Raw genomic sequence first — 14,241 nt, 5'->3', positions numbered from 1 at the left:
CGACAACCAGCCGGCGTAGGAGGAACATGCCCGTCGACCGTATCGACGCCGTCGTCAGCCTGGCCAAGCGCCGCGGCCTCGTCTTCCCCTCCAGCGAGATCTACGGAGGCACCCGTTCGGCGTGGGACTACGGCCCGCTCGGCGTGGAGCTGAAGGAGAACGTCCGCCGGCAGTGGTGGCGCACCATGGTGCAGCAGCGCGACGACATCGTCGGCCTCGACTCCGCCGTCATCCTGTCCCGCGACGTGTGGGCGGCCTCCGGCCACCTCGACGCGTTCGTCGACCCGCTGACCGAGTGCCAGTCGTGCCACAAGCGTTTCCGTGCCGACCACCTCGAGGAGGCGTGGGAGGCCAAGCACGGCTCGGCCCCCGCCTCGCTGAGCGAGCTCAACTGCCCCAACTGCGGCAACAAGGGCACGTTCACCGAGCCCAAGATGTTCAACGGGCTCATGAAGACGTACCTCGGCCCCACCGAGAGCGCGGACGGCCTGCACTACCTGCGCCCGGAGACCGCCCAGGGCATCTTCGTGAACTACAACAACGTGGCGACCGCGGCGCGCAAGAAGCCGCCGTTCGGCATCGCGCAGGTCGGCAAGTCGTTCCGGAACGAGATCACCCCGGGCAACTTCATCTTCCGTACGCGCGAGTTCGAGCAGATGGAGATGGAGTTCTTCGTCGAGCCCGGCACCGACGAGACCTGGCACGAGTACTGGCTCGAGCAGCGCTGGAACTGGTACCGCGACCTCGGCCTCGCCGAGCAGAACCTGCGCTTCTTCGAGCACCCCAAGGAGAAGCTCTCGCACTACTCGAAGCGCACGGTCGACATCGAGTACAGGTTCCGCTTCGGCGGCACCGAGTTCGCCGAGCTCGAGGGCATCGCCAACCGCACCGACTTCGACCTGAGCACGCACTCCAAGCACTCCGGCGTCGACCTGTCCTTCTTCGACCAGGAGAAGCAGGAGCGCTGGGTGCCGTACGTGATCGAACCGGCGGCCGGTCTGACCCGCGCGGTGCTGGCGTTCCTGCTGGAGGCGTACGACGAGGACGAGGCCCCCAACACCAAGGGCGGCGTCGACAAGCGGACGGTCATGCGCTTCGACCCCCGCCTGGCGCCGATCAAGGTCGCGGTGCTGCCGCTCTCGCGCAACCCGGAGCTGTCCCCGAAGGCCCGCGGCCTCGCCGACACGCTGCGCAAACGCTGGATGGTCGAGTTCGACGACTCGCAGGCCATCGGCCGCCGCTACCGCCGCCAGGACGAGATCGGCACCCCGTTCTGCGTGACCGTGGACTTCGACACGCTCACCGACGACGCGGTGACGGTCCGGGACCGCGACACGATGAAGCAGGAGCGGGTCGGCCTCGACGCGATCGAGGACTACCTCATCAAGCGCCTGCCCGGTTGTTGAAGCTCTTGTAACCAGTGGCGGGTGGTCGTCCAGCCTTCGAGGCGGCGGCCGCCCGCCGCTGTCGTTCCGTCGGCGGCGAAGCGGCCGCCGTCGGCGATGTGGCGCAGGCCGGTGACCGCCGGGGTGAGCCGGTCGCGCACGGCGGGCCGGGCGGCGGCGAGGGTCGCCTCGAAGTCGTCCAGGACCGGTCCGGGGCCGGCCGCCCCGGGCACGGCCAGATAGAAGATCACGTTGCGCCACGCGTACGCGATGTCCTTGATCGTCGGCAGCGGGCGCGGGTTGCCGGGCAGCCGGGCGGTGAGCCGGCACCCGGCCTCGAAAGCCCGGCGGGCGAGCGTCGCCCAGTCGCCGGCGGGGGCGACACCCGCGCGCACGAGCGTGGCCAGGTTGTGCGTGGTGAGGATCTGGCCCTGCTCGATGAGCATGCCACCCGCCGCGACGGTGAACGTGTGCCGCCAGGCCCCCGTCCGCGAACGGCACAGCCGCTCGAAGTCGGCGTCCGGCGCGGCGACCGCGGCGTAGTCGATGTCGTAGTAGCGGGCGTACAGGCTGCCCTCGAGCAGCTCACCGGCCAGCCGGGCGGCGCGCAGGAACTTGGGCGAGAAGGTGCCCATGAAGATGTCCGCCGCCAGCTCCTCCACCCACGGCAGGCCCGCATCGGCCTCCCGGCTCAGCGCGGCGAGCTCGCGGATCAGCGGGTTGGGCAGCAGCGTACCGGGGAAGCCGTCGATCGCCAGCTCACCCAGGCGGCGCAGGGTGGCGTGGGCGTCGCGACGGGTGTCGTCGCCGGCCTCCCGGTACGGGCCCACGGCCGCCACCCACGGCAGCTCGCTGAGCCGCACCTGGCTCTCCAGGTTCAGCAGCAACAAGGACCGGCGGTTGCGGAACGCGCGGTACGTCGCCGCCATCAACGCCCGCAACGCCGGATCCCGGTACGCGGCCGCACTGGTCTCGGCGGCGATCTGCGGCACCAGCTGGGCGAGCACCTCGGCGGACGGGACCACGCCGGCCTCGATCAGCTCGGGGATCCGCCCCGCCCGTGCCCGGCGGACCACGCCGCGGATCGACGGGGGGATCGGCGTGCCGGCCGCTACCGCGTGGGTCTCGGCCTCCGCCCCGCGCACCGGCACGCAGAGCGCGTCCACGTCCGGTACGCCCCGGCCGGGGTCGAGCGCCGCGAGCCGGCTGACCACCACCCGCGCCAGCACGTGGTGGGCGGGTACGCGCGCCTCCCGCGCCTGCCGCTCCCGCAGCGCCGCGTGCTCCGGCGAACCCGGCACGCCCCGCCGGGCCAGCATCGAGCCGGCGACGTGACGCAGCAGCCCGAGCGCCCGCGGGGTCAGCTCCCCGTCCGCCACGGCCTGTTCGGTGGCGGCTCGCAGGACGGCCAGGTTCTCCTTGGGACGACGGTGCTTGCCGCAGTGGGTGTGGGCGGCCGCGAGCTGCCCGTAGCGCCCCAGCAGGCCCCGGGCCCGGTCCCGCCAGCCGGGCGGGAACACCGCGGCCACGGTCCCGCCGGCATCGCGGGTGTCCAGCCACAGCGTCAGGAACTCGTCGGCGAGCGGGTTCCACACGGTCAGCGCCTCGCGCATCGCCGCCACCCGGGGGTTCTCCCGGCGGCCGGCCAGCGCGGCGCTGACCTGCCCGGCGTCGGCGCGCCAGACGAGCTCCGGGTCGTGCCCGCCCGCCGGGTCCGGCACCGGGGTGAAGCACAGGCGCCCGGCGTACGGACCGATCTCGTCGACCAGGGCGAGGGCCGCCGCCCGGTCACCGGTGCGCAGCAGCCACGCCACCGTCAGCAGCGCCGCCTGTTCCGGCAGCTCGAGCCGGTAGCCGCCGCTGTCGAGCAGTGCGCCCAGCTCGGCCTGCCCGGCCTCGGTCAGGTGGTACGCGAACAGGGCGGCCCGGTCGGTGGCGATCCCCGGACGGATCTCGTGGGGGCGCAACGGTCCGGCCGCTGCGGGCGTACCCGTGGCGAAGCCGCCCCTGACGACCTCGGGGGTCACCCAGGCCGGCAGCCCGGCGACCGGCGTGCGGGACCCCGGGCGCACGGCTCCGGACGCCACCGCCCGCAGCACCTGCACCCAGCGCCGCACCCGCCCGTCGGCGCGCTCGCGGGTGGCGGCGTCCTCGTGGATCGCCGCGGTGACGAAAGCCGCGGCCAGCTGCGCGTACGGGTAGCCGCTCTTCTGCATGTCCATCGCCAGCGTGGCGGGTTCCGCCCCCGCGCCCTCCGGGTCCCGAGCCCGGTGCTCTGCTGCTGAGCTACACGCTGCAGTCCCGTGCCGGAGACTACGGGACCCCGCGCGTTCTGCCGATCAGAATTCGAAGCCGCCCGGCCGGTCGTTGCGGTCGGCGATCAGGCCCGCGAGCGTCGCCACCGCGATCTCCGCCGGGGTCCGGCTGCCGATGTTCAGGCCGACGGGCCGGTGCACCCGGGCGATCTCCTCGTCCGGTACGCCCAGCTCCTTGAGCGCGGCGAGGTGCGGGCCCTCCTTGTGGGGGTTGCCGACGATGCCGATCCAGCGGGCGCCGCTCGCCAGGGCCTCCTGGAGGACCGGGCCGATCTCCGGCCGGTGATGGTCGGTCAGCACGATGTCCGTGTGCTCCGTCACCCCCGCGGCGGACAGGTCACCCACGAACGTGTCGCCGTGCGGCCGCGGCGAGCCCTGCAGCCGGGCCGGGTCCGGCTCCACCAGCGTGCACCGGAAACCGACGTCCAGGCCCAGTCGCAGCAGCGCCTCGGCGACCGGGGACTCGAAGACGGCGACCAGGTGGCGGGGGCTCTGCTCGGTCTGCACAGCCCGACTGTGCCAGAGACCGGTGTGTAATGCTCGACGGCGTGACCCTCGCGCTCTCCGCCAAGCCCCTGACGCTGGGCAGCCACCAGGTGTGGCCGCCGGTCGTGCTCGCGCCGATGGCCGGCATCACCAACGTGGCCTTCCGCAAGCTCTGCCGCGAGCAGGGCGGCGGCGTGTACGTCTGCGAGATGATCACCACCCGGGCCCTCGTCGAGCGCATCCCCAAGACGCTCAAGATGATCCAGTTCGCCCCGGACGAGGGCTTCCGCAGCCTCCAGCTGTACGGCGTCGACCCGGACGTGACCGCCGCCGCCGTCCGCATGGTCGCCGAGGAGAACCTCGCCGACCACGTCGACCTCAACTTCGGCTGCCCGGTCCCCAAGGTCACCCGCCGCGGCGGCGGCAGCGCCCTGCCGTGGCGGCGCAAGCTTTTCGGCCGCATCGTCAAGCAGGCGGTCGAGGCCGCGGCGCCGGCCGGCATCCCGCTCACCGTCAAGATGCGCAAGGGCATCGACGACGACCACCTGACGTACGTCGAGGCCGGGCTGATCGCCCAGGAGGCGGGCGTCGCGGCGGTGGCGCTGCACGCGCGTACGGCCGAGCAGCGCTACTCGGGAACGGCCGACTGGGACGCGATCGCGACGCTGAAGCAGGCCCTCGACGTCCCGGTGCTCGGCAACGGCGACATCTGGGAGGCCTCGGACGCGCTGCGCATGGTCGCGCACACCGGCGTCGACGGCGTGGTCGTGGGCCGCGGCTGCCTCGGCCGGCCCTGGCTGTTCAAGGACCTGCAGGCGGCGTTCAACGGCGTCGAGTCGCAGGAGCTGCCCACCCTCGGCGAGGTGGCAGCCATCATGTCCCGGCACGCCCACCTGCTGGTCGAGGCGCTCGAGGACGAGAAGCACGGCTGCGCGGACTTCCGCAAGCACGTCGCCTGGTACCTCAAGGGCTTCCCGGTCGGCGGCGACCTGCGCCGCGCCCTCGCGATGGTCTCCTCGCTCGCCGAGCTCGACGACCTGCTCGGCAAGCTCGACGCGGACCTGCCGTTCCCCCGCGAGTCGCTCGGCCAGCCGCGCGGGCGCATCAACGCCCCGGGCAAGGTGTCGCTGCCGTACGGCTGGCTCGACAGCCGCGACGACGACACCGTCCCGGAGGGCGCCGAGATGGAGAACAGCGGCGGATGACGCGCGAGGCGGGGAGGGCGCCAGGTGCCCTCCCCGCCCCGCATCGTACGGCGGCTCAGACGTCGAGGTCGTTCTCGATGCGCTTGAGCTGGTGCCGGGCCATCGCCAGGTTGGCGCGGTCGCGGCGCAGGGCGACGTACAGGAACAGGCCCTTGCCGGAGCGGCTCGTGAGCGGCCTGATCATGTGGTACTGGGTGTCCAGGGTGATGAGGATGTCCTCGATCTTCTCGCTGAGGTTGAGCATCTCCATCGCCCGCAGCTTGGCCCGGACCACGTCGGTGTTGCCGGCCGCGGCGACCGTCAGGTCGAGGTCCTTGCCGCCGCCGGCGGTGCCGAGGGCCATCCCGCTGGTGTGGTCGACCAGCGCGACGCCGACCGCGCCGTCGATGTCCATGATCTCTTTGAGTGCGGTGTCCATGTCGGGCATGGGGATTTCCTCCGTCTGTGCAGTGGGGTGTTGGGTGAGACCTCAGCGGCCTCGGATGGAGCTGGGCAGGGTGGCCATCGGCGTGCGCCGCGCGAGCGGGATCGCCGGGCCGGCCTGCACGGGAATCTCCGGCCGCGGGGCCGGGGCGGCGTCGAGGACCAGGACCTGCACGAGCCGGCGTACGGCCCGCCGCGCCTCGAGGTGCACCATCGCCAGGTTGGCGTTCCCGGTCGTCACGAGGGTCAGCAGGGCGCTGGGCCCCGCGGTGTACGAGGTGATGTATCCGCCGTCGCACTCCACCACCGATTCGCGAAGGCCGCCGTGGTTGACGGCGTGCGCGAAGCGCCGGGCGAGGGCGAGGTGGGCGGCGGCGAGGGCGGCGATGCTGTCGGGCTCGATGCCGTGGGCGTCGTGCGCGACGACCATGCCGTCGGTGGTGGCGAGGACGCTTCCGGTGAGTTCGGGCAGCCGGTGGCGGAGGTTGCCGAGTTCCGTCAGTACCGCCGGATCCACCGTCATCCTCGGTGTCTCCTTCCTCAAGTCGGCCGTCAGCGGGGGCGCCCGCGTCACCGCAGGGCCCGCAGCGCGGTGCGGATGCGTTTCAGCAGGACTTCGTCGGTGCCCGGGTGCGGCGGCGCCGGCTGGGAGATGAGCTCCTTGGGCAGCTTGGCGCCGGGTTTGCGCCGGGCGAGCCGCGGCGGCCGGTGGGCCGGGCCCGGTTCGGCCTCGCGCGGCGGGTCGCCCGAGGCGAGACCGGGCCGGGCCCGGGTGACGATGGGTACGGTCGGCCCGTCCGGCACCGTCGCCGGGGAGGCGACGGTGCTCTGGGGGGCCGAGGCGCGCGCCCGGGGCACGCGGGCGAAGGCGGGTTCCGTGCCGGCCACCCGCTCGCCGGGCGACTCGATCAGGCCGAGCGCCGCCAGCCGGCGCAGCTCCTGCACCGTGGCGTACCCGGCGCGGCCCAGCAGCAGCGCCAGGTCGGCCGGGGTGCGCTGGCCGTCGGCGTGCACCAGCAGCTCCCACTGCGCCGCGGTGACGGTGATCCGCTCCCGGGGCGGCCGGGGCACCGGGGTCACCGCCGCCGTGTCGATCCGCACGTTGGGGAAGATGTCGTCGAGCAGCCGGGCCCGCCGCCGGGACTCGCGGACCACCGCGGCCGCGTCGACGCGGACGACGTCGCCCAGCCAGTGCGCCGCCCCGTCGAGGAAGTTCACCGGCGCCGCCGCCGGGGCGAGCGCGAAGTACGCGGCGTCGTACGTGGCACCCAGCACACACAACTCCAGTTCTCCCTGGGTGATGTGGCCCTGCTCGAGCAGCACCCGACCCACCCGGGCCTGCGAGGTGGCGGTGTCCAGCGCCGCCTGCCACGTACGCGGCGCCAGCCGGCCGGAGGCGGTCAGCAGCTCACCGACGCCCGGCGCCGCGGCCGACTCGGCGTACGTCACCCGGCCGTCGACCAGGTAGAGCGTGCCGCCCGGCGGGCCGCCGACGACCAGGGCACCGGTTCGCCCTTCGCCCGCCGCCTGCGTGAGCAGGCTGCCGGGCGCCGCGGACGTCGGGGACTTCACGGTGGCTCCTAGGGTCAGGTCGAGATCAGCTCGTCGGCGAGGCGTTCCATGCGGCGGCGGGCCACGGCGAGGTTGCCGCGGACCCGGTCCAGCCACACGTAGAGCACCAGCCGGCTGTCGAAATCGGTCCGGACGAGCCGCAGCAGGTGGTAGCCCCCCGCGGTCGTGATGATCAGGTCCTCGAGGAGGTCGTGCGGCACGGCCGAGACGAACAGCGACCGGCTCTGCGCCGCCTGTACGACGTCGGCCGTGCCGGCGGCCGCGGCCTCGTGGTCCTCGTTGGGTGCGGCCCCGGTCGTGGCGACCGGGAAACCGGTGGTGTAGTCGACGATGCTGGCCCCGACCGCGCCGGGGATCGCCATGGCCTCCTGCAGACAGTGTTCGACCCCGGGCACATCTCTCCTCGCCGGGTGATGCTCCCGCCGGCGGCTTCGCGGGCTGCCGGCGGTTCGGGTGGATCCGGTTCCGCTCGGGCGGGGTCTGGAGGTTCCCGCCGTCACAAGGGGCCATCCTGCGGGTGAGCCGCGCTCACGAGTCGCACCCGCTGTGCGTCATGTGCGTCGATGCTCGCCGGGCGGCGTGCGGACGCGCGCGCGACGCCCGGCGCGGCGCGGGCCGGGACAACAACCGCTTGGCCGCCTCGGGACCGAGTGCGCCCAGCTCACAGTGGGGGAACGAGCCGAACCAGTGCCGCTCGCCCGGTACGAACCGCAGCGGCGCGTCGCCCGCCGCGAGCAGCACCTGCGTCACGGCAGTGATCGTGGCCACCACCCGGCACGCCAGCTCGTGGTGGCCGAGGTGCCCGTCGCGCAGCAGCAGCCGGCCGACCCGCCCCTCGCCGTGCCCGGCCGCGTACGCCTCCCGCCACTGCCGCGCGGACAGCCGGCCGCAGCCCACCAGCCGCGCCCCGATGCCCGGGCAGCCCGGCGACTCGGCGTACGAGATGCGCCCGGCGACGAGATAGACGACCCCGCCCGGCGTGCCCCCCACATGCAGGGCGCCGGTGCAGCCGGCCTCGGCCAGCGCGGTGAGACGGCGGTGCAGCGCATTCATCGATCGGTCTCCTCCTCGCGGCCAGTGTCGGCGCGCCGGGGCGGGAGGATGTCGCACGACGGGTGCGTCGTTCCCCGGTGGTGGGGACGCCGTCTGCGCGTAACATGATCGTCACTTTCGATGGCGTCTCGTGGAGGTTTGCCGTATGCCCAGCCGGTGGGAGCAGATCGTCGTCGACGCCGAGGACCCGGCACGGCTCGCCCGCTGGTGGGCCGAGGCGCTCGGTTACCGGATCGTGCACGAGGCGCCCGGCGAGGTCGAGATCCGGCGCTCCCCGGACGAGCTGCCCGGGCTGCTCTTCACCCCCGTGCCGGACGCCAAGACCACCAAGAACCGCCTGCACATCGACCTGCGCCCGGACGACCAGGAGTCGGAGGTCGAGCGCCTCGTCGACATGGGCGCCCGGCCGGTCGACATCGGCCAGCACGACGTCGGCTGGGTGGTCCTCGCCGACCCGGAGGGCAACGAGTTCTGCGTGCTGGCGTCCCGCCGTCAGTAGGTGAACTGACCGATCAGCCCCCGGATCTCGGTGGCGGCGGCGCTCACCCGCTCCGCCGATTGCCGGGTCGTGTTCGCGTCCTCCGCCGTCGCGCCGGTCGACGCGGTGATCTCGCCGACCGTACCGCTGATCTCGGTGGCCGCCGCCGACACCGCACTGACATTGCCGGCCATCATCTCGGTCGTCGCCGACTGTTCCTCCACCGCCGCGGCGATCGTGCGCTGCCCGTCGTCGATGTGCGTGATCACCCCGGTGATGCCGTCGATGGCCGTGGCCGTCCGCGCGGTCATGTCCTGGATCGCCGAGATCCGGCTGGTGATCTGTGCGGTCGCCTGCGCGGTCTCCTGCGCCAGATCCTTGACCTCGGTGGCCACCACGGCGAAGCCCTTGCCCATCTCTCCCGCCCGGGCCGCCTCGATGGTCGCGTTGAGCGCCAGCAGGTTCGTCTGCTCCGCGATCCCGGTGATCAGCCGCACGATGTCGCCGATCTCCCGGCTCGCCTCGCTCAGCGTCCCGACGAGCACCGACGTCTCGCTCGCCTCCGTGCTCGCGCGATTCGCCGTCACCGCGGCGTCCGCGGTCTGCCGGGCGATCTCCCGGATCGACGCGGACAGCTGCTCGGTCGCCGTGCTCATGTCGGTCACCGAGTCCGAGACCTGCCGCGCCGCCACGTCCGCCGTACGCGCCTGCCCGGACGTACGCTCCGCCGACGTGTCCAGCCGGCCGGCCAGCTCGCGCAGGTCGTCGCTGGCGGTCATCAGGGTGCCCGCGCCGGCGGCCGTCGCGGCGATCGTCGTCCGGATGGCGGTCAGCGCCTCGTTCAGCGCCAGCGCCATCTCGCCGAGCTCGTCGCGGTTCACGACCTTCACCTCGACGGTCAGGTCCCGGCGCGCGGCTGCCCGCAGCGCCGCCAGCATCTGCGCGAGCGGGCGCCGCACCGCCCGTACGGTCAGCAGCGCCGCCCCCGCGGTCAGCAGCACCCCCGCGAGACCGGCCGCGAGGATGAGCCAATCGCTGGCCCGGCCCGCATCGGAGCCCTCGCCGTTCGCGTCCTTGACCGCCTGCAGCATGGCGTCGTCGATCGCGCCCAGCGTCTCCTCCAGTGCGGCGAAACGCTCCAGGAAGGCCGGGAGCTGGGCCACCGCCCCGGCCCGGTCGGACACGGCGAGCGCCACCATCGACTTCGCCGCGTCACCGTACGCGACGACATCCGCGCGTACCTGGGCGTAGCGGGCGGTCAGCGCGGCCGGTGCCCGTTCCGCGGCCGCGTCGAAGTTGCTGACCAGCGACCCGGCATGCTCGCTCACCTCCTCGACGCCGAAGTCCGCCCGCTGCTGCGCCGTCGTCGCGTACATCGCGGACATCACGTCGGCGCGCAACCCGTCATGCATCATGTCGGCGTTCCACTGGTGACTCATGCCGTCACTGATCCGGGCCATCTCCGCGGTGGCCGTCGACTGGTTCGACGAACCCCAGGCCGCCGCGGCGCCCACCAGCGCCACCGCCGCCACCGCGATACCCGCCATGATCATGAGCCGGGCGGCGATGCTCACCCGGGACCGGCCGTGCGATTCGGACTCCACGTCATTCGCATCGGCCCCCGGCGCGTTCCGCTTAGGGTTGATCTCATGACGGGCGATGCGGAACGCCGGATCCCGGAGCCGGCGAAGGACAGCGGCTACGGCCGGACCCCGTACGAACGCGACCGCGCCCGCGTGCTGCATTCTGCAGGCTTCCGCCGGCTCGCGGCCAAGACCCAGGTGCACACCGCCGGCTCCGACGACTTCCTGCGTACCCGCCTCACCCACTCCCTCGAGGTCGCCCAGATCTCCCGCGAGATGGGCGCCCGCCTCGGCTGCGACCCCGACGTCGTCGACGTCGCCGGCCTCGCCCACGACATCGGGCACCCACCCTTCGGCCACAACGGAGAGACCGCCCTCGACGCGATCGCCCAGCCCTGCGGCGGCTTCGAGGGCAACGCACAGACCCTGCGCGTCCTCACCCGCCTCGAGGCCAAGGTCGAGGGCGCCGGCCTCAACCTCACCCGCGCCTCCCTCGACGCCACCTGCAAATACCCCTGGCCGCGGCGCACCGGCACCCGCAAGTTCGGCGTCTACCCCGACGACCTGCCAACCTTCCGATGGGTACGCTCAGCAGCCCCCGAAGACGGCCGCCGCTGCCTCGAGGCGCAGGTCATGGACTGGGCGGACGACGTCGCGTACTCGGTGCACGACGTCGAGGACGGCATCCACGGCGGCTACCTGTCCCTGCGCCCCCTGCTCCACGACCCCGGCGAACGCGCCGAGCTGTGCGCCGACGTGGCCGCCACCTACTCCGACGAGACCCCGCAGGCCCTCGGCGAAGCCCTCGACCTCCTGCTCGCCGACGAGGTCGTGGCCGCCGCCGCCGACCACGACGGCACGTACCGGGCCCAGGTTGCGCTCAAGCGGATGACCAGCGTGCTCACCGGCCGCTTCGTCTCCTCGGCCGTCGGCGCCACCAACAGCCGGCACGGCAGCGAACCGGTCCGCCGCTACGCCGCCGACCTCGTCGTCCCGCGTACGGTCCGCAACCAGTGTGCGCTCCTGAAGGGCATGGCGTTGCGCTACGTGATGCGCGCCCGGGCCGCGGAAGACTGGTACGAGCAGCAGCGCGAGATCCTCGCCACCCTGGTCGGTACGCTCTGCGACCGGGCCCCCGACCACCTCGACCCCATGTTCGCGGCCCTCTGGAAGGAGGCGCCCGACGACCCGGCCCGCCTGCGCGTGGTGATCGACCAGGTCGCCTCGCTGACCGACCCGGCGGCGGTCGCCTGGCACCGCACCCTCGTGGGCGGACGCGGGTGACGCTCGTTCCGGCAGCGGACCCTCGTGGCAGGCCGCCGGTAGGGCGAGGCAGTATGTAGCCGTGGCGGGCAGGGTCAAGGACGAAGACATCGCGCTGGTCCGCGACCGCACCTCGATAGCGGACGTGATCAGCGAGACCGTGACGCTGCGCTCGGCGGGCGGCGGCAACCTCAAGGGCCTCTGCCCCTTCCACGACGAGAAGACTCCCTCCTTCACCGTCTCCCCTGCCCGAAATGTCTACTTTTGCCACGGGTGCGGTGCTGGTGGGGACGCGATCAAGTTCCTGATGGACGCCGAGCATCTGAGCTTCGTCGAGTCGCTCGAGCGCCTCGCGGGCAAGGCCGGCATCCAGCTTCGCTATGAGACGTACGCGGATGATCGGCCCGGTAGTGCACCCAGGCCGCAGACCGGGCAGCGGCAGCGGCTGATCGCGGCGCATGCCGCGGCCGCCGAGTTCTACCGTGACCAGCTTGGGAAGGCCGGTGCGCGCAAGGCCCGGGAGTTCCTCGCGCAGCGGGGGTTCGGGCGGGACGCCGCCGAGAAGTACGGGTGCGGCTTCGCGCCCGAGGGCTGGGATCTGCTCACCAAGCACCTGCGGCAGAAGGGGTTCACCGCCGAGGAGCTGACCACGGGCGGCCTGGCCAAGCCGGCGCGTTCCGGGTCGCTGATCGACCGGTTCCGCCGCCGCCTGCTGTGGCCGATCCGCGACCTGAGCGGCGACGTGATCGGGTTCGGCGCGCGCAAGCTGTTCGAGGACGATGACGGCCCGAAGTATCTGAACACGCCGGAGTCGCCGCTCTACAAGAAGTCCCACGTCCTGTACGGGATCGACTTCGCCAAGCGGGAGATCGCCAAGCGCGGCCGCGCGGTCATCGTCGAGGGGTACACCGATGTCATGGCGTGCCACGAGGCGGGCGAGCCGACGGCCGTCGCGACGTGCGGCACGGCGTTCGGCGTCGACCACATCGGGGTGCTGCGCCGGTTGCTGATGGACAGCGACAGCTTCACCGGCGAGATCATCTACACGTTCGACGGGGACGCGGCCGGGCAGAAGGCGGCGCTGCGGGCGTTCGAGGAGGACCAGCGGTTCGTCGGGCGCACGTTCATCGCCGTCAGCCCGGACAACATGGACCCGTGCGAGCTGCGGCTGGCCCGTGGCGATCTCGCCGTACGCGACATGATTGCCGGCCGGGAGCCGCTGGTGGACTTCGCGCTGCGGCAGACGCTTTCGCGCTTCGACCTGGACACCGTCGAGGGCCGGGTCGACGCGATGCGAAGGGCCGCGCCGCTGGTCGCGAAGATCAAGGACCGGGAGAAGCGTCCCGAGTACGCCCGTAAGCTCGCCGGTGACCTCGGCATGGACCTGGAGCCGGTGCAGCGTGCCGTGGCGGCCGCGATGACGCCGGACGCCCCGGTGGTGTCGCAGCGGCGGGCCGCGGAGAGCCCGCAGCGCCAGGTCGAGCGCGAGACGCTGAAGCTGGCGTTGCAGCTTCCGGTCCTGGCCGGCCCGATGTTCGACGCCATCGAGGCCGATTCGTACGGCGACCCGGTGCTGCGCGCGGTCCGGGAGGCGATCGCGGCGGCCGGCGGCACGGCGTCGGCGACCGGCGGGGCGGTGTGGATCGAGGCGGTTCGCGACGCCTGCCAGGATCTGAGCGGCAAGGCGCTGATCGGCGAGCTGGCGGTGGAGCCGCTGCTGGTCGACGGCGAGGCCGACCTCAGGTACGTCCAGATCACCCTGGCCCGGCTGCAGGTCGGGTCGGTGACCACCCGCATCAAGGACCTGAAGTCCAAGGTGCAGCGTCTCAATCCCGTGGCCCACAAGGACGAGTACCTCGCGCTGGCCGGCGAGCTCTTCTCCCTCGAACAGCACGCTCGCGCGCTCCGCGAGCAGGCAGCAGGTGCACTGTGAGTCTGTTCCGCCGCCGTCCCAAGCTCCCGCCGGAGCTGCGCCCACCGCTGGAGGCCGACGAGCGCGTGCTCGCCTGGTCCTTCGTGGGCGAGCCGGGGGAGCAGGTGCTCGTGGCCACCAACCGCGGCCTCTGGCAGCCCGGCGGCCGGCGCCTCGGCTGGCACGAGATCCACAAGGCCGAGTGGTCGGGCCGGGAGCTGCGGATCACCCCGGCGGAGGTGGCGCAGGAACGAGCCGGGTACACGGTGACGGTGGACGCCCCGATCATCGGGTTCCTGCTGCTGGAGCCGGGGGAGCTGCCGGATCAGGTGCGGACCCGGGTGACCCGCTCGGTCGCGTACACGACGCACCATCCGCTGCCGCCCAACGGCGGGGTCCGGGTGGTCGGGCGCCGGATCAGCGGCGTCGACGGCCTGACCTGGTCGGTCCGCTACGACGCCCGGACGGCGGTCGACGCGGATCCGGTCGTGGACGTCACCGACCAGCTCGTCGAGGCCGCCCGGGAGGCGACGGCGCCGCCCGCCTGAGGTTTGTCGTACCCCCTC

At 73.0% G+C, this 14,241-nt stretch carries 14 protein-coding genes and 1 tRNA gene; 6 read left to right on the top strand and 9 right to left on the bottom strand.

Features of this window, described 5'->3' with window-relative positions; all coding sequences use genetic code 11:
* Positions 1-26: 26 nt before the first annotated feature.
* On the top strand, positions 27-1,406 hold the full coding sequence (locus IT780_RS24275; RefSeq protein WP_199513952.1) for a glycine--tRNA ligase: 1,380 nt from the start codon (positions 27-29) through the stop codon (positions 1,404-1,406).
* Here the strand turns inward: IT780_RS24275 and IT780_RS24270 are convergent.
* From IT780_RS24270 to IT780_RS24260, 3 genes are all read right to left on the bottom strand, one after another.
* Entirely contained in the window at positions 1,376-3,607 is a 2,232-nt protein-coding gene (locus IT780_RS24270) for an amino acid adenylation domain-containing protein (RefSeq protein WP_199513951.1), read from the bottom strand. The two genes, IT780_RS24275 and IT780_RS24270, sit on opposite strands and share 31 nt — an antisense overlap.
* A gap of 2 nt (positions 3,608-3,609) precedes the next feature.
* Positions 3,610-3,681, bottom strand: a tRNA-Pro gene (locus IT780_RS24265).
* A 43-nt stretch (positions 3,682-3,724) separates the two neighbouring features.
* Positions 3,725-4,207: an XdhC family protein gene (locus IT780_RS24260; RefSeq protein ID WP_199513950.1), complete on the bottom strand. Its 483-nt coding sequence runs from the start codon at positions 4,205-4,207 to the stop codon at positions 3,725-3,727.
* Positions 4,208-4,236: 29 nt separating this feature from the next.
* Here IT780_RS24260 and dusB point away from each other — a divergent pair, with 29 nt between their 5' ends.
* Complete coding sequence (gene dusB / locus IT780_RS24255; protein ID WP_199513949.1) at positions 4,237-5,391, top strand: tRNA dihydrouridine synthase DusB; 1,155 nt, start codon at positions 4,237-4,239, stop codon at positions 5,389-5,391.
* Positions 5,392-5,446: 55 nt separating this feature from the next.
* Here dusB and IT780_RS24250 read toward each other — a convergent pair whose 3' ends face one another.
* From IT780_RS24250 to IT780_RS24230, 5 genes are all read right to left on the bottom strand, one after another.
* Positions 5,447-5,818, bottom strand: a complete 372-nt coding sequence (locus IT780_RS24250; protein WP_199513948.1) for a hypothetical protein — start codon at positions 5,816-5,818, stop codon at positions 5,447-5,449.
* A gap of 42 nt (positions 5,819-5,860) precedes the next feature.
* On the bottom strand, positions 5,861-6,337 hold the full coding sequence (locus IT780_RS24245) for a roadblock/LC7 domain-containing protein (protein WP_199513947.1): 477 nt from the start codon (positions 6,335-6,337) through the stop codon (positions 5,861-5,863).
* A gap of 47 nt (positions 6,338-6,384) precedes the next feature.
* Entirely contained in the window at positions 6,385-7,386 is a 1,002-nt protein-coding gene (locus IT780_RS24240; RefSeq protein WP_199513946.1) for a DUF4388 domain-containing protein, read from the bottom strand.
* Positions 7,387-7,400: 14 nt separating this feature from the next.
* Positions 7,401-7,781, bottom strand: coding sequence for a roadblock/LC7 domain-containing protein (locus IT780_RS24235; RefSeq protein ID WP_199513945.1), 381 nt, complete (start codon positions 7,779-7,781; stop codon positions 7,401-7,403).
* A gap of 133 nt (positions 7,782-7,914) precedes the next feature.
* Positions 7,915-8,439: a hypothetical protein gene (locus tag IT780_RS24230; RefSeq protein ID WP_199513944.1), complete on the bottom strand. Its 525-nt coding sequence runs from the start codon at positions 8,437-8,439 to the stop codon at positions 7,915-7,917.
* Between the two features lie 145 nt (positions 8,440-8,584).
* On the opposite strand from IT780_RS24230, the gene IT780_RS24225 reads away from it, so the two are divergent.
* Positions 8,585-8,938: a VOC family protein gene (locus IT780_RS24225; protein ID WP_199513943.1), complete on the top strand. Its 354-nt coding sequence runs from the start codon at positions 8,585-8,587 to the stop codon at positions 8,936-8,938.
* Here IT780_RS24225 and IT780_RS24220 read toward each other — a convergent pair.
* Positions 8,932-10,521 carry a methyl-accepting chemotaxis protein gene (locus IT780_RS24220; protein ID WP_307831343.1) on the bottom strand — a complete coding sequence of 530 codons (1,590 nt, stop codon included), beginning with the start codon at positions 10,519-10,521 and terminating at the stop codon, positions 8,932-8,934. The two genes, IT780_RS24225 and IT780_RS24220, sit on opposite strands and share 7 nt — an antisense overlap.
* A 45-nt stretch (positions 10,522-10,566) precedes the next feature.
* Between IT780_RS24220 and IT780_RS24215 the strand changes: the two genes are divergently transcribed.
* The 3 genes from IT780_RS24215 to IT780_RS24205 all read left to right on the top strand — a co-directional run bounded on the left by IT780_RS24215 (position 10,567) and on the right by IT780_RS24205 (position 14,223).
* On the top strand, positions 10,567-11,784 hold the full coding sequence (locus IT780_RS24215) for a deoxyguanosinetriphosphate triphosphohydrolase (RefSeq protein WP_199513942.1): 1,218 nt from the start codon (positions 10,567-10,569) through the stop codon (positions 11,782-11,784).
* 61 nt (positions 11,785-11,845) lie between these two features.
* Positions 11,846-13,696, top strand: coding sequence for a DNA primase (gene dnaG / locus IT780_RS24210; RefSeq protein WP_199513941.1), 1,851 nt, complete (start codon positions 11,846-11,848; stop codon positions 13,694-13,696).
* Positions 13,693-14,223: a hypothetical protein gene (locus IT780_RS24205; RefSeq protein ID WP_199513940.1), complete on the top strand. Its 531-nt coding sequence runs from the start codon at positions 13,693-13,695 to the stop codon at positions 14,221-14,223. Before dnaG ends, IT780_RS24205 begins: the two co-directional genes overlap by 4 nt.
* Positions 14,224-14,241: the final 18 nt, after the last annotated feature.

This window comes from Nucisporomicrobium flavum (assembly GCF_016464385.1).
Classification (GTDB): Bacteria; Actinomycetota; Actinomycetes; order Mycobacteriales; family Micromonosporaceae; genus Actinoplanes; species Actinoplanes flavus_A.
Note: the sequence above shows the minus strand (reverse complement) of the source record. Positions and strands in the feature narration are given on the sequence as shown.